The sequence below is a fragment of the Marinilactibacillus sp. GCM10026970 genome (assembly GCF_042660675.1).
GTDB lineage: Bacteria > Bacillota > Bacilli > Lactobacillales > Carnobacteriaceae_A > Marinilactibacillus.
Genome location: NZ_JBHSUL010000009.1, coordinates 1 through 20,141, shown reverse-complemented (window position 1 = coordinate 20,141; position 20,141 = coordinate 1). Strand labels below are relative to the sequence as shown.

The window sequence follows — 20,141 nt, the reverse complement described above, 5'->3', positions numbered from 1 at the left end:
AAGTATCATTATTGAAAAAGCAAAAAAGACTGGAAGAGCCGATTTTATCTGGCTTTCAGTCTTTTAATGTGTTCTATAATGCGAAATCGCGGATGGCTTTAGCTACACCATTTTCAGCGTTGGATGTTGTAAATGCATCGGCTACGTCTTTGACAGCATCTTTTGCATTCCCCATTGCGACACCTGTTCCAGCGTATTCAATCATATGAACATCGTTTCCACCATCACCGATAGACATAACGCGCTCACGGGGTATATTCAGGCTATTTGCAAGATCTTCTAATGCTATCCCTTTATTGGCTTTTTTATTCAAGAATTCCAAAAAGAAAGGTTCACTGCGTAAAATTGTATAGTTTTCCCATAATACTTTAGGGAGTTGGGCGATCGCTGCTTCCAGTAACGCTTCATCATCAATCATCATCATTTTGTTGTAAGGTGTTGTAGCATCCATCTCCTCAGGAGCGCTATAAAATAAAGGCACTTGATTGATGTGAGATTCCAGGACAGAGTATTTTCCAATATCTTTATTTGGCGTATAAATACCGTCGTTACGGATAGCGTGGAAGTGAACACCAGCTTCTCGGGCAGCTTTTTCTAAAACAACATAATCTTCGTGATCCATTGTGTGTTCAGAAATAATTTCTTCTGTATCAGATTTTTGAACAAGCGCACCGTTATAAGTGATTACGTAATCTCCAGAATTTCTAAGATCTAGTTCTTCCAGATAAGCCGTTACACCTGGATAAGGACGACCCGTACACAAAACAATTTTTATTCCAGCCGATTTTGCTTCGTGAATGGCTTGTTTCACTTCATCCGTTACTTTGCGGTCCGGGTTCAATAAAGTACCATCCATATCAATTGCGATTAAATCTTTTTTCATGCGTCAATCATTCTCCACTTCTTTTTTTATTTGGATCAACAATCCTGTCATTTAAAATATACTTTTGAAACTCATCATAATCTTCCTGGAACATACTGACTGTTTTGTTGGTCAAGTTGTTTTCCAAAAACTCTTTTGGCACAAATAATCTGTGGTCACCATGCAGGTTCCCGCTCAGCGAGCGAACGATAGGACTTGCTTCACTGAGTTCAACCAGTGTTCCATCTGCCTGCATAAGGTGAATCGGTGTTTTACTTTTAAGCTTATAATCATAAGGCAAATCTGAGCTACTGTTGGTACGCGTGAAAATATCTTTGTCATACTTTAGATTTCCTACGATGTCTCTTAATGCTTCAACAAGATAGTCATCTTTTCCTTTTTCGTAAGACAAGGACTTAAAGGGTTGTCTATTCAGGAACATTTTGGATAAAGCACTCAAATAAGCATCTTCGCTAGTGGTCCACAGGTTAATAGCCGTTTGAAGGGCACTGTCATCCAACTTAAGATAGTCATCTAGGGAATACGTATCTTTGAAGAATGGATCTAGTAAAGGGAATTGCGGATAAAGTGCGCCTTCTTCATATAACTGTTTTGCACGATATAACAAGCGATCAAGCGTGACTTCCATTCCTCTAGAAGCGGGGTGGAAATAAACCTGCATATACATTTGGAAACGACTCACAACATAGTCTTCTACCGCGTGCATACCTTGATATTGAAAAACGATCCCCTCTTTATAAGGGCGAATCACTCTTAAGATACGGGATAAATCGAAAGCACCATAAGTCGCACCTGTGAAAAAAGCGTCTCGCTGAAGATAATCCATTCTATCCGCGTCAATTTGGCTTGAAATCAATTGAACGACTTGAGGATTTTTGTGTTCTTTTGTAATCACACTTGCGACTTGATTAGGAAAATCGGGTGAAACGCGTCTGAGCACGTCGTGAATTTCAGTGCCTTCTGATAAAATAATATCGGTTGTGAACTCTTCATGATCCGTATCAAAGATTTTTTCGAAAGTATGCGAGAACGGTCCGTGTCCGAGATCGTGCAGTAAAGCGGCACATAGCGTGACTAAACGCATATCTGGATCCCAATCTTCTGGGTAATTCCGTTCAAACATATCAACGATTTTTCTTGTGATCTCATACACGCCAAGTGAATGAGAAAAACGAGAATGTTCCGCTCCGTGGAAGGTGAATTGAGCAGTACCTAACTGCTTAATTCGGCGAAGGCGTTGGAATTCCTTTGTATCGATCAAGTCTAGTAGTATGCGGTGTCTTACATGGATATAATCATGGACAGGATCTTTAAAAACCTTTTCGAAAGGTAATCGATCCATACGTTCGAATTTATCTGTGCTCATAATATTCTGCCAACCTTTTAGACAGCTTTATCTAAAACTAGTACGACTGTCTGGTTTGGCACGGACTCCTCTCTATCAGTCAAGGTGATCGGTAAATGTTGATTAATCACAAGACTTTTTCATTTCTTTTCTTCATCTTTTCCATACCTTCGAGGTAGTTTTTTTCGATTTCTTGATCATATTGGCCCAAACTTAGCTGGGTTGTTAGATTCTGTATGGTCATCGTTATGCTTTGTTTTACTTGAACAAGAGAAAAAGGCATTCCGAAAACTTCTTCCAAAGTTGTCATTGATGACGGCCGTACATGCGGGAATGTCCATTTCGTTGTAGTGCCGGACAGTCCCTTTTCATAAAATGTGCGAATAAGATTTCCGCGTGCATCTTGATCTCCAGTAACACTGATATAGATCATGATGGCGATACCGCCTTTGATTCGTCGCTGGGAGATACCGGCGATTTTTTTACCATCAATACTTAAATCATAATCTCCAGGGCAGTAAGAATCGGGTATTTCAATCGCGTCGATGGATTTCCCATAAGACTTGAAAGTCTGTTCAATTAAATGATGCATCCGCTGATACCCTTCCGTAATGGTCAAGCGCTCGTCTCCTTCTGGAAAAATCAAAGAGATATTCAGAATACCAGGATCGCTGACCACAGCCAGACCGCCAGAATTTCTAACCACATAGTCGTATTCAGCTTCTTTTAAAACAGTTAGTGCCGTATCTAAGTAGGGTAGTTTTGTATCCATCATCCCCAAGATAACAAGCGGCTTTGTCGACCAGAAGTGTAGTACGGGTTGTTTTAACCGCACAGCATAATCAATAAATGCATCTGTCAGCGCAAAAGGAGATGCAGGAGTTCGTTCAAAAGGAGAAGACTCTGAATCAAATAAGAGATAAGGTTTTTCACTAGGAATAGAGAGTTCAGTTAATGGAGTCATGAAGAATCTTCCTTTAAATGTAATAATATTTATGAATACAGTATAACAAAGATTGTTTTTTTTTCCTATAAAGCGATAAAGAAAAGGAAGTGTGAGACGTCAATCTGATTTTGTGATAAACTGAAAAGCATAGAATGAGTCATTTACTGCCTAATGGATTAAATGATGAAAGGAGAATGGACTGTGCCTTCAAAAGAATTAACGAACGGAATGCCTGCGGAAATTTTTATGGAAAGTTCCTACGTACAAAACGGGGAAACACACCATCATGTTTTTGAGGAAAAGGGCCGAGTGATTTATATAAACAATAGCTATTATATTAGATATGAAGAAAAAATCGATGGAGAATCAATGGTCCCCGTTACGGTAAAAATCAATCCAAACGGAACGGTTAATCTGATCCGACGAGGAGAATATATGACGCGTCTTACATTTAGTAGTGAAGAAATAACAGAGACGCAATACAAGACAGCTGCTGGCATCATGCCGATTCGAGTAGAAACGCAAGACTTGAAGATCAGCTACTATGATCGCCCGTTCGCTGGTAGAGTATCTGCAGATTATGTTCTTTATTTCAATGAAGAACAACTAGGTTCTTATCAAATTAGATTGCGTTTTACAACGTGATAAGGTAGTATAAACTGGATGCCGTAAAAGGTTGTACTTGAACGAGCTGAAAAACGGTGGTCGAAAAAGATAGATATACCTTACAGATAAGTAAAAATGAGCATAGACAAGAAAGGTCGTGTGGGTTTGGAACTCAAACAATTCGATGGACAATCAAAAGATGAATTAGCAATGGTAGACGTAGCGCACGCTATTTTGGAACAGACTGGGCAAGTAACAAATTACAATGATTTACTCATGCAAGTTGCAGAATATTTAAACATTGATGACAATGAACTGGAAGCAGAAATGATTCAGTTCTATACTGATTTGAATATCGATGGTCGTTTCATTTCTTTAGGTTCTAATCGCTGGGGACTGCGCAGCTGGTATCCAATCGATTCAATCGATGAAGAAATCACACACGACAACGATGAAGAAGATGAAAAACCACGTCGTAGAAATCGTAAAGGCTTTGATGATGAAATTGAAGTGTTCGAAGATGACGATGTTGAAGAAGATGACGATGTAGTCGAATTTGGAGATCGTGTAGCGGTTGACGAACACGGCGTTATGGTAGACGACGAAGATGATGAAGATCTTGGCGAATACAAAGCAGATTTGGAAGACCTTGGCGATGACGATGAAGAAGATGATGAAAATATCGCAGGACTTTCTGTTGTTGACGACGAAGACGTTTTAGGCGACGATGAAGAAGAAGAAGAGTAACCATCGAATATAAAAGACTGATCAATTCAGCATATCAGGATGCAAAAAAACTCTTGACGAACATGTATGGAGTCTATAGTATATTTATTGGGCACCCTAAGAGGTAATCTGCAAACTTTTACCAAAAAGTGAGTAGAAAGTCTTGATAGGGCAGAGCGGAATACAATAGATATCAAGCTCCCTATTCTTATATAGAATGGGGAGCTTTCTCTTTTTTAGAGGAGTAATTGTAGAAAATAGGAAACAACTTTTTACAAGGTTAAGCTTTACTGCACTGAACTTTCCCGAACAGATCATACAGGAGGATTTTTAATGACAAAATATATTTTTGTAACAGGCGGCGTAGTTTCTTCAATTGGTAAAGGGATCGCAGCAGCTTCCCTTGGAAGACTACTGAAAAACAGAGGACTTAAAGTAACGATTCAGAAATTCGACCCGTATATCAATGTGGATCCGGGAACAATGAGTCCGTATCAGCACGGAGAAGTTTTTGTAACAGATGATGGAGCAGAAACGGATTTGGACTTAGGTCATTACGAACGTTTCATCGACATCAACTTAAATCAGTACTCAAACGTCACAACCGGTAAAGTCTATTCAGAAGTTTTAAACAAAGAGAGACGTGGAGATTATCTTGGAGCAACTGTTCAAGTTATCCCTCACATTACAAATGAGATCAAACAAAAAATTATGCGAGCTGCGCAAACAACAGACTCAGATATCATCATTACAGAAGTAGGCGGAACGGTTGGAGATATCGAATCTCTTCCATTCCTAGAAGCTTTGCGTCAAATGAAGAGCGAAGTGGGTTCAGATAACGTTATGTACATTCATACAACGTTGATTCCTTACTTGAAAGCAGCAGGAGAAATGAAAACTAAACCAACACAACACAGTGTAAAAGAATTGCGTAGTTTAGGGATTCAACCAAACTTACTCATCGTCAGAACAGAATATCCACTTGACCAGCATACAAAAGATAAACTAGCCCTGTTTACGGATGTAGATTCTAAAGCCGTTATCGAATCGCTAGATGTAGAAACACTTTACACGATTCCATTAAATCTACAAAAACAGCACATGGATCAAATTGTTGTGGATCATCTTAAATTAGATGTTCCTCAAGCAGATATGACTGAATGGAAGAAACTAGAAGAAAAAGTTCAAAACTTAAAACATACAACACGTGTAGCCATTGTTGGGAAATATGTAGAATTACCGGATGCCTATTTATCTGTAGTAGAAGCATTGAAACATGCAGGATACGCTGTTGATTCTGACATTGAAATCAAATGGGTGAATGCCGAGAAATTAGCACCTTCTGAGTTGATGAGTCAATTAGAAGATGTAGATGGTATTTTAGTACCAGGTGGATTTGGATCAAGAGGGCTTGAAGGGAAATTACTTGCCATTCAGCACGCTCGAGAAAACAAAATCCCTTACTTCGGTATTTGTTTAGGTATGCAACTAGCGACAATAGAATATGCACGTAATGTAGCGATGATTGAAGGCGCTGGTTCAGCAGAAGTAGATCCGACAATCGAGCACAATATCATCGATTTAATGCCTGATCAAAAAGATGTTGTTGAAATGGGCGGAACTTTAAGACTAGGTCTTTACCCATGTAAACTAGAGAAAAATACGGTAACAGCTGCTGCTTACGGTAATCAAGAAGTTGTTCAAGAACGTCACAGACATCGCTATGAATTCAATAATGAATACAGAGAGATTCTTGAAGAAAAAGGCTTAATCTTCTCAGGGGTTTCTCCAGACAACCGTCTTGTGGAGATCATTGAAGTAGCCGATCACCCATTCTTCGTAGGTTGCCAGTTCCATCCTGAATTCATTTCTAGACCGGACAGACCACAACCATTGTTTGCAGCATTCGTAGAGAAATCATTAGAGAACGCATTAAGTAAATAAATGGCGAAAAGATTAGAATAGAAGCGAGAGTCTAATCTAATTAAAAAAAGATAAAGTCTTAGATATAAGATAATGGAAATCCCGTCTAAATCTCAATATTTAACTAGTTTTATTTGTGAATTTTGTTTATAATAAAATAGAAACCGATTATGAAAGCTCGGTTTAAAAGTGCGAAAATTTTAAGGAGGAACAAATACATGACTCGTTTAGTGAGTATGACAGAAATGTTGAACAAAGCCCTAGAAGGTAAATATGCTGTAGGACAATTCAACATCAATAACTTAGAATGGATTCAAGCTATTCTAACAGCAGCTCAGGAAGAAAAATCTCCAGTAATCTTGGGAGTTTCTGAAGGAGCAGGAAAATACATGGGTGGATTTACAGTCGTAACTGCAATGGTTAATGCTTTGATGGAAGAAATGGACATCACTGTACCAGTAGCGGTTCACTTGGATCACGGTTCTTCATTAGAAACATGTACGGCTGCAATCGAAGCTGGATTCTCTTCAGTAATGATTGACAACTCTAAATTCCCAATCGATGAAAACATCGAAGCAACTAAAAAAGTTGTGGAATACGCACACTCTAAAGGCGCTTCTGTAGAAGCTGAAGTTGGTTCTGTAGGCGGAAACGAAGACGGCGTTATCGGTAACGTAACATATGCTGATGCTCAAGAATGTAAACGCATGGTAACTGAAGCTGGAATCGATGCTTTAGCTGCTGCTCTAGGTTCTGTTCACGGAGACTACGTTGGCGAACCTCAACTAGGATTCGACGAAATGAAAGAAATTTCTGAATTAACTGGTGCACCTTTAGTATTACACGGTGGATCTGGTATTCCAACTCACCAAATCAAAAAAGCGATTGAATATGGTCACACTAAAATCAACGTAAATACTGAATTGCAACAAGTATGGACTAAACGTACGCGTGAAGTTTTAGCTAATGATGATAAAGTTTACGATCCACGTAAAGTTATCGGACCTGGTAAAGAAAACATTACAGCTACTACTAAAGCTAAAATGCAAGAATTTGGTTCTTCTAACCAAGGTTAATTAAAATTTATATGATCTAAATAAAACGACGTCTGAGTATTCAGGCGTCGTTTTACTGTTTTACGTAGTGATGAATAGCGTGTTGCAAGACGATATCATTCTTGCATTTCATATTGTGTTACCAATCTTTATTGTATATACTTATCTGTGTTTGAAACTATGAAAAGCAAGGAAGATCCCTTTGAAAAATTCATCAACGAAAGACCTTATTCAAATTGCATTACTAACATCGATGCTTTCAGTCGCATCTGTATTTGTTATTCCAATCGGTCCTGTCCCTATCACCTTACAAGTATTCTTTTTCCTCTTGATTCCAGCTTTAATTGGTAGATTGAAAGGTGCTTTAACAATGGGCCTTTACATGTTACTAGGTTTAATTGGATTTCCAGTGTTCGCTGGAGGAACGGGCGGGTTTCAGAGTATACTGTCTCCAGCTTTTGGATATATTATTGGAGCCATTCTCGTTAGTCTGGTTGTAGGTAGACTGCACAAAAGAAGCGCATCAACGATTGAAATGCTTGGAACCATGTTTCTAGGTATCGTTCTGCTTTATATTGTCGGCATGAGCTATCAGTACTTCATTATGAATCAAGTTCTCGAAACAGCGATTTCTTGGCAGACCATTATCGTCACCAATGTCACAGCTTTTTTACCTATAGACATGATCAAAGCCTTTACAGCAGGGCTCGTATACCAAAGACTTGAAGCTGTATTGGTACGAACGGTCTAACTAAATGATTAACCTTAAACTAGATAAGTAAAAAACATTTTCTTAAAAGAGAGGCTTGTATAAGCAATTATGAAAAAAATAATGATAAACGGTGGAAATAAATTAACCGGCGAAGTAACCATTTCAGGCGCTAAAAACAGTGCAGTAGCTTTAATACCAGCAGCCATATTAGCTGATTCTCCCGTCACACTAGAAGGGGTCCCAGACATTCAAGATGTGCACTCATTGATTGAAATTTTAAATCAAATGAACGTAAAAACAGATTTCGATGGATCGACATTAGTCATCGACCCTTCAGAGATGGTGTCAATTCCGATGCCAAGCGGTAAAATCAAAAGTTTGCGTGCATCCTACTATTTCATGGGTGCACTACTGACTAAATTCGGCCAAGGTGTCGTAGGACTTCCGGGAGGTTGTTTCCTAGGTCCTCGTCCAATCGATCAGCATCTTAAAGGATTTCGTTCACTAGGAGCAACTGTTGAAAACGAACTAGGTGCCATGTACTTGAAAACAGACGAATCAGGCCTGACAGCTTCAAGAATCTATTTTGACGTCGTTTCAATTGGAGCAACAATCAATATTATGTTGGCTGCTGTAAAAGCAAAAGGCAGAACGATTATTGAAAATGCTGCTCGCGAACCTGAGATTATTGATGTAGCAACACTATTAAATAATATGGGTGCAAAAATCAGAGGTGCCGGAACAGATATCATCCGTATCGACGGTGTTGAAGAAATGCATGGATGTCGTCATACAGTCATTCCTGACCGTATCGAAGCGGGAACTTACTTGATTATGGCAGCAGCAGCTGGAAAAGATGTGTTAGTGAAGAACGTCATCGTAGAACACATCGAAGGTTTGATTGCGAAGATGGATGAAATGGGTGTTCCAATGGAAATCGGAGAAGACTCCGTACGCGTTTTTGAACCGACAGGGAAACTGAAAGGTGTCTCAATCAAGACCTTACCGTATCCAGGCTTCGCTACAGATCTTCAACAACCATTTACACCTTTATTAATGATGGCTGAAGGAAATTCTACTATTGTAGATACCATTTATCCTAAGCGCGTCAAACACATCCCTGAACTGAACCGCATGGGCGCAGCAGCAAAAGTTACGAGCGATACGATATTGATCGAAGGGGCTTTTAATTTAGAGGGCGCACAAGTTGAAGCAAGTGATCTAAGAGCGGGTGCATGTTTGATGATAGCAGGACTAATTGCTGAAGGCGAGACGGAAATCACGGGTGTGGAGAACATCTTGCGTGGATATTCGCATATTATTGAAAAAATGACAGCCCTAGGCGCTGACATTCGAATGGAAGAAGTAACAGTAACAGAATAGAGAAAAAAATGGATTAAACGAATAGGGGAAGCAGTAGTGGCGAATATTTTAACATTTAACGATTTACAGCAGAAGACATTGAAGGAAATCTATGAGCTAGCTAAAAATCTTAAAATTCCGTATTACAGTCAAATGAATAAAAAAGAGTTATCTTTGGCGGTCATTCGTGTACAGGAAGAAAAGCAAGGATACTTCCAGGTTTCTGGAGTGCTAGATAAAATTTATACTCAAGACTTCGGTTTTCTTCGACCAATCAATTATTCTCACAGTAATGAAGATATTTATATATCTGCTTCTCAGATGACGCGTTTCGGATTAAGAAATGGAGATAAAATTACCGGTACAGCAAGACCACCAAAATCCGGAGAGCGATACTATGGCTTAATGAATGTTCGTCAAGTAAATGGAAAAAATCCGGAAGAAGCACGAGAAAGACCGCATTTTCCAGCGTTGACGCCACTTTATCCTGACAGAAGAATCAACCTCGAATCGACTCCGAAAGAATTATCAGCTCGTATGCTCGATCTGATTGCACCGATTGGTTTTGGTCAGCGTGGATTGATTGTAGCGCCACCCAAAGTAGGAAAGACTACGATACTCAAAGAGATTGCTAATGGAATCAAGCACAATCATCCAGAAGTGGAATTGATTGTATTGCTGATTGACGAACGTCCAGAAGAGGTTACAGATCTTGAGCGTAGTATTGACGGAGAAGTGGTGCATTCAACGTTCGACCAACAGCCACAGAACCACGTGAAAGTCAGTGAACTTGTACTAGAACGTGCCCGCAGACTGGTGGAAGACAAACAAGACGTTGTTATCTTGATGGATAGTATCACCAGACTGGCCCGTGCTTATAACTTGGTTGAACAGCCAAGTGGTCGAACATTAAGTGGAGGAATTGATCCTGCTGCGCTTTATCGTCCCAAACGCTTTTTCGGTTCTGCTAGAAATGTAGAAGAAGGCGGTAGTTTAACCATCGTAGCTACTGCGCTTGTGGATACAGGGAGCAGAATGGATGATGTCATTTATGAAGAATTCAAAGGTACTGGTAATATGGAATTGCACCTGTCAAGGGAGCTTGCAGAGAGAAGAATCTATCCGGCAATCGATATCAAACGTTCAAGTACACGAAAAGAAGACATGCTACTGACAAAAGAACAGTATGAAGCAGTCTATAAATTAAGACGGGGTATGCGGAACGACACGTATGACTATACAGATCAATTTATCAAAACACTAGGTAGATATAAGAAAAACGAAGAATTTGTACAGAAAATGCTGACTCAAAAATAATTAGCATTAATAGTGTAAATAATTCATTTAAATCTACAAAAATGATTGCAACACTAATTTAATCATGCTATTATATTTAGTGTTGCATACAATCTAAAATTGGATAAGAATGTCTGCTATTCTAGTTTAGACAGAAGAACCCTTTTTTATGACAGAAGACAACTATGAGATCGCAGAGATTTTATGGCATAAGGAGTGAAAACACTATGAAAAAAGAAATCCATCCAACATATCATCAAGTCGTTTTTATGGACACTACTACAGGATTTAAATTCTTGTCTGGTTCTACAAAAGCATCTAACGAAACAGTAGAATGGGAAGACGGAAAAGAATACCCATTAATTCGTATGGAGATTACTTCTGACTCACATCCTTTCTATACTGGTCGTCAAAAATTTGCTCAAGCAGATGGACGTATCGACCGTTTCAACAAAAAATACGGTATGGACGAAGCGTAAACTGTATTTCAAGAAAAGCTCTGGATATCCAGGGCTTTTTTTATTTGTGTACATTTTGGGTATATAAAATAACGGGTTTGGATTTCTAATGTTTTTACTAGAATATACAAATGTTAAATGGATAGAAAAAGTTTAGCGAAGCATTCGACAGCTTTATTAAATCTACATAGTTTTAGTTGTTAAGCTAGAAGTTTGTTGCTAAAATACTGGTTAGGACACCTTACCGGTATTTGAGAAAATAGTGAAGACGAATCAACACTAAAGGAGAAAACTCAGATGAATATATTTCTAGTTTATGGAGGGAAAAGTGCAGAGCACGATATCTCTATTTTATCGGCCTACTCTATTCTGAAAGAAATCTATTACAATTATTATAAAGTTACCCCAGTTTTTATTACTAGAGAAGGCAAGTGGTTGAGAGGCGAAGAGATAACAGATCCAGACCAGCTGAAATCCAGCGAAGATTTAATCATCAATGATTCTGGAAATGAAATGCGGTTCAATGAAATACCGAAAGATAATTCAATTGTTTTTCCAGTCTTGCACGGACCAAATGGCGAAGACGGAACGGTTCAAGGATTACTTGAAGTACTAGAGATCCCTTATGTCGGTGCTGGTGTATTAGCAAGTGCCACGGGTATGGACAAAATTATTAGTAAAATTCTTTTCAAAGAAGCTGGATTACCAATCGTTCCTTATCACGAAGTCAGAGTAAACGAATGGCGTGTTCATCAAGACGTAGTGATAGAAGAAGCGGAAGCTAAACTGTCGTATCCAATGTTTATCAAACCGTCTAATATGGGCTCAAGTGTTGGAATTACACAAGCAACGAATAGAGAAGAATTGGCGCAAGCAATTGTGAAAGCTTTCGAGTATGACAGACGAGTGCTTGTAGAAAAAGGCATACAAGCCCGTGAAATAGAAGTTGCAGTACTGGGAAATGAAGATGTTAATACTTCAGTACCAGGGGAATTGGTGAAAGAACAGCAATTTTACGATTACGAGTCTAAATATCTATCGAATGATGTCGTACCGCAAATACCTGCAGAACTATCTGAAGATATTACTAAAACACTAAGAGAATACGCGGCCAAAGCGTTTATGGCAATTGATGGAAGTGGATTGACTAGAGTTGACTTTTTCCTAACGAACGACAATGAAATTTATATTAATGAAGTCAATACATTCCCGGGATTCACAGACTTCAGTATGTATCCTAGGTTATGGGAAAATACAGGACTAGCTTACAAAGACCTAATTGAAGAATTGATCCAACTAGGATTACGTCGCTTTAAAGCAAGACAAGGTCAAGCTTTAAAAGATCGTTGACAGTAAGGATCTACAGCATAAATGGGAGCGGTCAATTGATTGCTCCCTCCTATTGGAGAGAATGAAATGACAAAATGGACATTAAGCGAAATAGCAGAAGCAACAGAAGGTGTCGTCTATTACGCTAAAGACGAAACGATCAAAATCAAAGAAGTATCATTTGACTCAAGAAATCTTTCAGAAGGAAGTTTATTTGTACCGCTCGTAGCAGAAAGAAATGGGCATGAGTATATCACTAGTGCCATTGAAAACGGAGCGAGTGCAACGTTCTGGAGTGATCCGATTGAAAAAGCACCTAAAGATATACCCGTTATTTTAGTGAAAGATACGTTAACAGCTTTACAAAAATTTTCGAAATGGTATTTGAAAAAAGTTCATCCTAAAGTAGTCGGTGTGACAGGTAGTAATGGTAAGACAACGACAAAAGATATGATTGCTGCGGTTGCGTCAGCCAAATTTAAAACACATAAAACAGTGGGGAACTTCAATAACCATATTGGACTTCCTTATACCATTTTAGAAATGCCGGAAGATACGGAAGTAGCTGTTTTGGAAATGGGCATGAGTCAAGCTCAAGAAATCCACACTCTTTCAGTATTAGCTGAGCCAGATGTTGCTGTTATCACAATGATAGGAGAATCTCATATTGAGTTCTTTGGATCGAAATCTGGAATAGCAGATGCAAAACTGGAAATAGTGGATGGTCTAAAAGCAGACGGTACTTTGATTTATCTTGGAGAAGAACCGCTACTCTCGCAACGAATAGATAAAATGACTACAGTTAAAACGAAAACTTTTGGGAAGACGGATAAAGAAGATTTGTATTCAATAAGTATAGAGCCCGAAGTGAAGTCAACAAAATTCTCAGTTAATCTGGTTCCGAATTTGACGATTACGTTACCGACTCCAGGTGAGTATAATGTCCAGAATGCATTAGCGGCTTTATCGGTAGGATTGGAGCTAGGAATCGAGATTGAGGCAGGTGCAGAAAAACTCGAACACTTCCAGTTGACTAAAAATCGTCTGGAGTGGCTAGAAGGGTTTAACGGTTCACAACTCTTGAATGATGCTTACAATGCAAGCCCTTCTTCAATGAAAGCTGTATTGAATTATTTTTCCAATGTACAAGCGGATGGACAGAAGATCGTTGTCTTAGGAGACATTCTGGAACTGGGCGAGCTTTCTGAATCCTTGCACAAAAGTGTAGCGGAATCTATTGATGCAAAATCCATCGATCATTTAGTCTTGTATGGCGATGAAATGGGTGTTGTATACGAACAAGTAAAAGAACAGTTCAGTACGGAGAATATCCGACACTTTTCAGGAGATAAAAAGCCACTTATAGATTACCTTAGAAAGACCGTACAAAAGAACGATATGGTCTTGCTTAAATCAAGCCTAGGAACGGGTATCCTTGGCGTTGTGGAAGAATTAAAACGTAAATAGAGTGTAAAACGTATTCATTTGAAATATGCATCGATTAAGTTGAAAATAAAAACTATGCATGCTATGATGGCTGTTGAGCAACGGTTCGATATTGTTCAATTTTGCTTTCGTTAGCGGAATACTAATTTAAAGTAAATGAATTTTAATTAAATATGAGTCAAGAAGAATTTAAAACCCTAGTGTTTCGCGTCGAGCGTTTCGTATACGAACATTAGGGTCTTTATGTGAAAAAGAAACGACGAACTACCCTCAGTAAATCATAGAGGAGATAAGTTTCTTTTAAGTAGTGCCGACCTATTGAGCCTGTAAGCTCATTTTAAGGCATTACTCCTTGGCTCCACGACAAATAGAAGCCAAGGAAAACAATAGGAGGAATTATTTTTTGAAATTTAGCGAATTAAACATTGCACCAGAGATAATGAAATCAATAGAGGGTATGGGATTTGAAGAAACAACCCCAATCCAGGAAAAAACAATACCATTAGCCTTAGAAGGTAAAGATGTAATTGGACAAGCACAAACAGGTACAGGTAAAACGGCTGCTTTTGGTATCCCGATGTTACAAAAAATTGATCCAAGTAATCGTAATGTACAAGGTTTGGTTATTGCACCAACTCGTGAATTAGCGATTCAAACACAGGAAGAATTGTTCCGTTTAAGTAAAGATAAACGTGTACGTGTGACTTGTGTTTACGGTGGAGCAGATATCAGAAGACAAATCAAACAAATCCAAGGTGGCGCACAAATCGTCGTAGGAACTCCTGGACGATTACTAGATCACATCAGACGTAGAACTTTGAAATTAGATAAAGTTGAAACACTTGTTTTGGATGAAGCAGATGAAATGCTGAATATGGGATTCATCGAAGATATTGAATCTATCATCAAAGAAGTACCTTCAGAGCGTCAGACATTATTGTTTTCAGCAACAATGCCGACACCTATTAAACGTATCGCAGAACGTTTCATGAAATCACCTGAAACAGTTGCAATTAAAACAAAAACATTGTCTGCAGCAACAATCGATCAGTACTTCACTAAAGCACGCGACAATGAGAAGTTTGACATCTTAACTCGTTTAATCGATGTTCAAAATCCAACTTCAGCCATCATCTTTGGTAGAACAAAACGCCGTGTTGATGAATTAGCTAAAGGTTTAGAAATGCGCGGATACCAAGCTGAAGGAATCCACGGAGACCTTTCACAAAGTAAACGTATGAGTGTATTGAGCGACTTTAAAAAAGGTAAAATGGATATTTTAGTAGCAACAGATGTTGCTGCACGTGGATTAGATGTATCAGGTTTAACACACGTTTATAACTATGACGTTCCTCAAGATCCAGAAAGCTATGTTCACCGTATTGGACGTACTGGTCGTGCAGGTGAAAAAGGCGTTTCTGTAACGTTCGTAACACCTCAAGAAATGGGTTATTTACGTACAATTGAAAACCTAACGAAGCAAGAAATCACTTCTCTTCGTCCACCAACAAATGACGAAGCAATTGAAAGCCAGCTTGAGTCTGCTATGGAAGATATCCGTAAAACAATCGTGGAAAATGGTTTGGATAAATACCATACTGCAGCTGAAAAACTATTGAGTGCTTACTCGTCAGAGGATATTGCAGCAGCTTTGGTCAAAACAATGATCAAAGATTCTACTGAAGTACCTGTAACGATTACACCTCAAAGACCTCTACCAAACAAAGATCGTAAACGTAGTGGTGGCGGAAAAGGTGGAAGCCGTAACAGAAACGGACGTAGCGGTAATAGCAATAACAGACGTACGAACAGACGCGGTGATGGAAAAGGACGTAGCGAAAATGGCGGACGTCGTAATAATTACCGTAAAGATCGTGGCGGAAGCAGTAACAGCAATAAAGGATAACAATTAAAAGCTAAGTTGAAGGGATCCGAAATGAGGATCCCTTTTTTAGCTTGTAAAGTATTAATTAAAATGAGTAACATCTATATTCAAGAAGTAAGTGTTCGCATTTGACCGGTTGTCAGATTGACTGCAAAGCTTATGTATGACAATCTGTGGAGATTCTGGTAGTATTGAAAACAAGTAAGCTTGAGAAAAAAGATAGACATTTAGAATAGAACGAGGGATTGTATGATTGTAGGAATTGGATTAGATCTTGTAGACATTTCAAGAATCAGGAAAGCTTGTGAAAGAAGAGAGAGTTTTCCATCTCGTGTGTTGACTCAAAATGAACTCCAAGTTTACGAGCAATTGCAAGGTACACGTAAAGATGAATATCTTGCGGGTAGATTTTCAGCAAAAGAAGCTTTTTCTAAAGCGTTAGGGACAGGTATCGGTAAAGTAGGGTTTCAAGATATAGAAATTTTGAATAGCGCTTCTGGTAAACCAGAAGTTATGAAGTCTCCATTTGCTGGCAATGCCTGGGTAAGCATAACGCATACGGAAAATACTGCAGCATCTCAGGTTATATTAGAAAAAACATGAACATAAATTCTTGATTTAGTGATCATTTGGTCATACTTTCGTCACAAATGATAGGTTTGACCCGTTTTAATGCGAGGTCTTTCATGATAGACTTAACCTTAAGATAGCGATTTGCACGATTCATTCCTAAATGGATCCAACGTACTGAACATAGACCAGTCTTATAAAGTTAACTGATTTTTTAAAATCAATTAATGGGACTTGGAATATAGTAAGTAAGCGATAATCTTTTGGAGGGCACAATCATGGAAGAGCAGCGCAACAAGAAAATGATTATTGAGTTAGATCAATCAGTTTATGAAGACCTAGTCGAGTTCTGTGTGGAGACAAACATTGAGAAGACAGAACTAATGTCGCAAATGGTAAATTATTGGATTAAAGAGAGTATGAATAAAATGGATGCCATGCGGAAAGGGTATGCTGAAATGGCTAACATCAATTTAGAGATTTGTTCTGAATTTGATGGATGCGAGAGCGAAGCACATTATCATATCTAAAACGGGAAGTATCATGCGATGAAGTAGGAGTCATTGAGGGTCGCATGAAACGGACCATTCCAAAAGGGTACCTTCGAGGAGAAAACGCCTATGGTTAAGCGGGGAGATATTTATTATGCGGATCTATCGCCGGTAGTTGGGTCGGAGCAAGGCGGAATGAGGCCAGTCTTGATTATCCAAAACAACGTCGGTAATAAGTATAGTCCGACTGTTATCGTTGCAGCTATTACAACGAAGATTCAAAAAGGTAAAATGCCAACACATATTGAGGTTGGTGCAGATCAAGGACTTGAAAAGAATTCGGTTGTATTGTTGGAGCAGATACGAACAATTGATAAGCAGAGACTCAGAGATAAAGTGACGCATTTAAATGCAAGTATAATGGATTCTGTGGACGAAGCGTTATCTATCAGTGTAGGTCTATCTAACAAATACAAACATATTTGATCATATGATCCAATTTACTTAGTAAAAGAGGAAGTCTACTATCTAGACTTCCTCTTTTTTGTATATATCCAGTTGCGCCAACCCTTTAAAACATGATACACTACTACTCGTTGTCTAACAGCCGTGGTTCGAGAGCGCCAACCCACGTTATCAAAAACTAGGAGGAAATAGATTTGAAAACAAAACAATGGGTAATAAACGCTATTATAGGAGCTTTGTATGTAGTCGTTACACTAATCATCGCACCTTTAGGGTTTGGAGCGATTCAAGTTCGCTTATCTGAGATGCTGAATCATTTGGTAACCTTTGATAAAAAGTATGCATATGGTATCGGTATTGGTGTAATCATAGCGAATGTTATACTGTCACCTTTTGGAGTATATGACTGGGTACTTGGTGGAGGACATACAATCGTTTCCTTTATCGTGGTCCTCTTTTTAACGAGAAATATGGTGTCGATTAAAAAGAAAATGGTTATTAATACAATCGTATTTTCTATTTTCACTTTTATGATTGCTTTTCTAATCTTGCTCTTCGATGCAGAAGAAGCTTTCTGGATTACTTATCTATCACTATTCATTAGTCAATTCGTAACAATGGTAATTGGAATTCCTTTAATGCTTTATTTAGATAGTAAAATTAATTTTAGACAACAAATGAAGTAACAACCAAAAAACGGGCGTAAAAAAGCAGTGACTCTGATGATAGAGACACTGCTTTTTGATATTGCTTTGCTAAGGGGTTAGTTGTTGTGAAGATCTTCCGTACCAACCACTTTGAATCCTTTACGTTCCAGGTTATGAGTCAATTCTTCTAATGTTTTTTCTGAAACACCTGGTTCTAAGGTCATAATTGTACGACGAACCATGTTTTCACGTTTAACATCCAGCGTTATACAGCTCATGATTGAGCAGTAGCGATTGATAATTTTTGTGATTGAAGTTAAATCACCCTTTTGTCCAGGCGTTGCAATCGTCAAAACATAACTTCCTTGATCAATACTCCAAGACTGTTGTAGAAGATCAATCAAAGAACTATGCGTTAAAATACCATAGAAGTGATTGTTCTCATCCAAAACAGTAATGTAAGGAAGATCTTTAATCATAAAGAATATTTTGAAGAAAGAAGAATTTAAGTGCACATATTTGGTTGCATTCTTAAGCAAATGAGTAACCGGCAGACTCATATCTCCGCCGTTCGCTTTATGGCGATAAATGTGCATTTTATAGATATTTCCGCGGAAAATTTTACCACTTTCGTCTAATACAGGCACACAGCGATAACCTGTTTCTTCTAATAGTTCGATTGATTCTTGTAACGTTGCTTTTTCCGAAATGGTATTCACAACGTTTTTTGGTACAGATAACTGTTTAATTAGCATTGATTATTGGCTCCTTCTCATTTAACTATCTCTATTCTCACATTATAATTATAACAGATAAACACTTGGAGAAGTACCAAAATACCTGTAAAATAAAATGGAAATTCATAAAAAGAAAGATGAGGTTAGTATGCATAAACTTAATGAAATGATGGATCGGCCAGTCGTAAATGAAGAAGTTAGAAATTTTTTGAGATCTGCACAAAAACAGTTGGATGGCAAACTGGGTACGATAGAAAAAGAAGCCAATGAGAAACGAGTGCCCATCATTCCGCACGAAACAGTTGCTTTTTTTGTATGGTTATTTGGCCAGATTGATCCAAAAGAAATACTAGAAATTGGAACAGCGATTGGATTCTCTGCTGGTTTGATGGCTGAGCATACAAGTGAAGAAAGTAAAATTACGACAATAGATCGAAATCCAGTTATGCTTGAAAAGGCCAAAGCGAATTTTAAAAAACTAGGAATTGAAGAAAGAGTTACGCTCCTTGAAGGCCAAGCAGACGAATGGTTAAAAAAGCTTAAAAAAAATCAGTACGAGTTTATCTTTATGGATAGTGCTAAGGCAAAATACTATGATTTCTTCCCAGATTGTATGCGTGTTTTAAAAGAAGGTGGTATTTTGGCAGTCGATGATGTACTTCAAGGTGGCACGATACTGGAAGATGTAAAAGATATTCCAAGAAGAAGAAGAAAGATTCACAAAAAATTGAACGCTTTTCTTGAGATTGTATTGGATCATCCCGCACTAGACACAACATTACTACCATTAGGGGATGGACTATTACTGGTTACAAAAAAGGAAGATTATGATTTTTCATTCATGAAAGAAAAAGAATCTGATTCAAACGACTCTGAATAAATGTTGATTTATCAATGTTTGATTAAATAAATAGAATAAATCCAAAAAAAGTATGCAGAAAATTGTTGACGAGATCGATTTTAACTGGTAAAGTATAAAACGTTGCTGATAACGAAACGCAGTTAAAAGAATCGATCTTTCAACTCATTCGGAGAAACAAGCAAAAAAAAAATAAAAAACTGTTGACATCTTCAACACGATGATGTAATATAGTATGAGTCGACAAGATAAGTAAACGTTCGAAAGAACAGCTTAACTAGTAGACGTAAACGATTGATCTTTGAAAACTGAACAAAGTAAAAACAACCAAATGTGCAGGGGTCTTCGATTCATTTATGGATCAAGATAACTAAACGAATGAACAAGGTTCATTCACAAT

General features: G+C 38.2%; 20 protein-coding genes. 16 read left to right on the top strand and 4 right to left on the bottom strand.

Going from position 1 to position 20,141, the window contains the following annotated elements; translation table 11 throughout:
- Positions 1–73: 73 nt before the first annotated feature.
- From yidA to ACFP65_RS03130, 3 genes are all read right to left on the bottom strand, one after another.
- Complete coding sequence (gene yidA, locus ACFP65_RS03140; protein ID WP_379915792.1) at positions 74–883, bottom strand: sugar-phosphatase; 810 nt, start codon at positions 881–883, stop codon at positions 74–76.
- 7 nt (positions 884–890) lie between these two features.
- Positions 891–2,249 carry an HD domain-containing protein gene (locus ACFP65_RS03135; protein ID WP_379915791.1) on the bottom strand — a complete coding sequence of 453 codons (1,359 nt, stop codon included), beginning with the start codon at positions 2,247–2,249 and terminating at the stop codon, positions 891–893.
- 106 nt (positions 2,250–2,355) lie between these two features.
- The gene (locus ACFP65_RS03130; protein ID WP_379915789.1) at positions 2,356–3,192 is read right to left on the bottom strand and encodes a lipoate--protein ligase family protein; all 837 of its coding nucleotides are present in this window, start codon (positions 3,190–3,192) and stop codon (positions 2,356–2,358) included.
- 183 nt (positions 3,193–3,375) lie between these two features.
- Between ACFP65_RS03130 and ACFP65_RS03125 the strand changes: the two genes are divergently transcribed.
- From ACFP65_RS03125 to ACFP65_RS03055, 15 genes are all read left to right on the top strand, one after another.
- The gene (locus tag ACFP65_RS03125; RefSeq protein WP_379915787.1) at positions 3,376–3,819 is read left to right on the top strand and encodes a DUF1934 domain-containing protein; all 444 of its coding nucleotides are present in this window, start codon (positions 3,376–3,378) and stop codon (positions 3,817–3,819) included.
- A gap of 126 nt (positions 3,820–3,945) precedes the next feature.
- A complete protein-coding gene (gene rpoE / locus ACFP65_RS03120) occupies positions 3,946–4,527 on the top strand; it encodes a DNA-directed RNA polymerase subunit delta (protein WP_379915785.1) in 582 nt (193 codons plus the stop codon).
- Between the two features lie 312 nt (positions 4,528–4,839).
- Complete coding sequence (locus ACFP65_RS03115; RefSeq protein ID WP_379915783.1) at positions 4,840–6,450, top strand: CTP synthase; 1,611 nt, start codon at positions 4,840–4,842, stop codon at positions 6,448–6,450.
- Positions 6,451–6,647: 197 nt separating this feature from the next.
- A complete protein-coding gene (fba, locus tag ACFP65_RS03110) occupies positions 6,648–7,505 on the top strand; it encodes a class II fructose-1,6-bisphosphate aldolase (protein ID WP_225743118.1) in 858 nt (285 codons plus the stop codon).
- A 181-nt stretch (positions 7,506–7,686) separates the two neighbouring features.
- Positions 7,687–8,235, top strand: a complete 549-nt coding sequence (locus ACFP65_RS03105) for a biotin transporter BioY (RefSeq protein WP_379915781.1) — start codon at positions 7,687–7,689, stop codon at positions 8,233–8,235.
- Between the two features lie 69 nt (positions 8,236–8,304).
- A complete protein-coding gene (locus ACFP65_RS03100; RefSeq protein WP_379915779.1) occupies positions 8,305–9,579 on the top strand; it encodes a UDP-N-acetylglucosamine 1-carboxyvinyltransferase in 1,275 nt (424 codons plus the stop codon).
- 36 nt (positions 9,580–9,615) lie between these two features.
- Complete coding sequence (gene rho / locus ACFP65_RS03095) at positions 9,616–10,875, top strand: transcription termination factor Rho (RefSeq protein WP_327758248.1); 1,260 nt, start codon at positions 9,616–9,618, stop codon at positions 10,873–10,875.
- A gap of 206 nt (positions 10,876–11,081) precedes the next feature.
- On the top strand, positions 11,082–11,333 hold the full coding sequence (locus ACFP65_RS03090; RefSeq protein ID WP_208559605.1) for a type B 50S ribosomal protein L31: 252 nt from the start codon (positions 11,082–11,084) through the stop codon (positions 11,331–11,333).
- A gap of 276 nt (positions 11,334–11,609) precedes the next feature.
- Entirely contained in the window at positions 11,610–12,662 is a 1,053-nt protein-coding gene (locus tag ACFP65_RS03085) for a D-alanine--D-alanine ligase (RefSeq protein ID WP_379915777.1), read from the top strand.
- 66 nt (positions 12,663–12,728) lie between these two features.
- Positions 12,729–14,108, top strand: coding sequence for a UDP-N-acetylmuramoyl-tripeptide--D-alanyl-D-alanine ligase (locus ACFP65_RS03080; RefSeq protein WP_379915775.1), 1,380 nt, complete (start codon positions 12,729–12,731; stop codon positions 14,106–14,108).
- Between the two features lie 382 nt (positions 14,109–14,490).
- The gene (locus ACFP65_RS03075; RefSeq protein WP_379915773.1) at positions 14,491–15,993 is read left to right on the top strand and encodes a DEAD/DEAH box helicase; all 1,503 of its coding nucleotides are present in this window, start codon (positions 14,491–14,493) and stop codon (positions 15,991–15,993) included.
- A 228-nt stretch (positions 15,994–16,221) separates the two neighbouring features.
- Positions 16,222–16,575: a holo-ACP synthase gene (gene acpS, locus ACFP65_RS03070; protein ID WP_379915771.1), complete on the top strand. Its 354-nt coding sequence runs from the start codon at positions 16,222–16,224 to the stop codon at positions 16,573–16,575.
- Between the two features lie 245 nt (positions 16,576–16,820).
- Complete coding sequence (locus ACFP65_RS03065; protein WP_379915769.1) at positions 16,821–17,072, top strand: hypothetical protein; 252 nt, start codon at positions 16,821–16,823, stop codon at positions 17,070–17,072.
- A gap of 90 nt (positions 17,073–17,162) precedes the next feature.
- Positions 17,163–17,519: a type II toxin-antitoxin system PemK/MazF family toxin gene (locus ACFP65_RS03060; protein WP_379915767.1), complete on the top strand. Its 357-nt coding sequence runs from the start codon at positions 17,163–17,165 to the stop codon at positions 17,517–17,519.
- Positions 17,520–17,692: 173 nt separating this feature from the next.
- Entirely contained in the window at positions 17,693–18,184 is a 492-nt protein-coding gene (locus ACFP65_RS03055) for a QueT transporter family protein (protein ID WP_379915765.1), read from the top strand.
- A 77-nt stretch (positions 18,185–18,261) separates the two neighbouring features.
- On the opposite strand, the gene cbpA is transcribed toward ACFP65_RS03055, so the two are convergent.
- On the bottom strand, positions 18,262–18,900 hold the full coding sequence (gene cbpA / locus ACFP65_RS03050) for a cyclic di-AMP binding protein CbpA (protein ID WP_327758254.1): 639 nt from the start codon (positions 18,898–18,900) through the stop codon (positions 18,262–18,264).
- Positions 18,901–19,030: 130 nt separating this feature from the next.
- Between cbpA and ACFP65_RS03045 the strand changes: the two genes are divergently transcribed.
- On the top strand, positions 19,031–19,762 hold the full coding sequence (locus tag ACFP65_RS03045; RefSeq protein WP_379915763.1) for an O-methyltransferase: 732 nt from the start codon (positions 19,031–19,033) through the stop codon (positions 19,760–19,762).
- Positions 19,763–20,141: the final 379 nt, after the last annotated feature.

What these genes read in the sequence shown, in the direction of transcription:
- cbpA (WP_327758254.1), bottom strand. Translation starts at nt 18,900, where the DNA reads ATGCTAATTAAACAGTTATCTGTACCAAAAAACGTTGTGAATACCATT.
- yidA (WP_379915792.1), bottom strand. Translation starts at nt 883, where the DNA reads ATGAAAAAAGATTTAATCGCAATTGATATGGATGGTACTTTATTGAAC.
- ACFP65_RS03080 (WP_379915775.1), top strand. Translation starts at nt 12,729, where the DNA reads ATGACAAAATGGACATTAAGCGAAATAGCAGAAGCAACAGAAGGTGTC.
- ACFP65_RS03100 (WP_379915779.1), top strand. Translation starts at nt 8,305, where the DNA reads ATGAAAAAAATAATGATAAACGGTGGAAATAAATTAACCGGCGAAGTA.
- ACFP65_RS03065 (WP_379915769.1), top strand. Translation starts at nt 16,821, where the DNA reads ATGGAAGAGCAGCGCAACAAGAAAATGATTATTGAGTTAGATCAATCA.
- fba (WP_225743118.1), top strand. Translation starts at nt 6,648, where the DNA reads ATGACTCGTTTAGTGAGTATGACAGAAATGTTGAACAAAGCCCTAGAA.
- ACFP65_RS03060 (WP_379915767.1), top strand. Translation starts at nt 17,163, where the DNA reads ATGGTTAAGCGGGGAGATATTTATTATGCGGATCTATCGCCGGTAGTT.
- ACFP65_RS03115 (WP_379915783.1), top strand. Translation starts at nt 4,840, where the DNA reads ATGACAAAATATATTTTTGTAACAGGCGGCGTAGTTTCTTCAATTGGT.
- acpS (WP_379915771.1), top strand. Translation starts at nt 16,222, where the DNA reads ATGATTGTAGGAATTGGATTAGATCTTGTAGACATTTCAAGAATCAGG.
- ACFP65_RS03045 (WP_379915763.1), top strand. Translation starts at nt 19,031, where the DNA reads ATGCATAAACTTAATGAAATGATGGATCGGCCAGTCGTAAATGAAGAA.
- ACFP65_RS03130 (WP_379915789.1), bottom strand. Translation starts at nt 3,192, where the DNA reads ATGACTCCATTAACTGAACTCTCTATTCCTAGTGAAAAACCTTATCTC.
- ACFP65_RS03090 (WP_208559605.1), top strand. Translation starts at nt 11,082, where the DNA reads ATGAAAAAAGAAATCCATCCAACATATCATCAAGTCGTTTTTATGGAC.
- ACFP65_RS03135 (WP_379915791.1), bottom strand. Translation starts at nt 2,249, where the DNA reads ATGAGCACAGATAAATTCGAACGTATGGATCGATTACCTTTCGAAAAG.
- ACFP65_RS03085 (WP_379915777.1), top strand. Translation starts at nt 11,610, where the DNA reads ATGAATATATTTCTAGTTTATGGAGGGAAAAGTGCAGAGCACGATATC.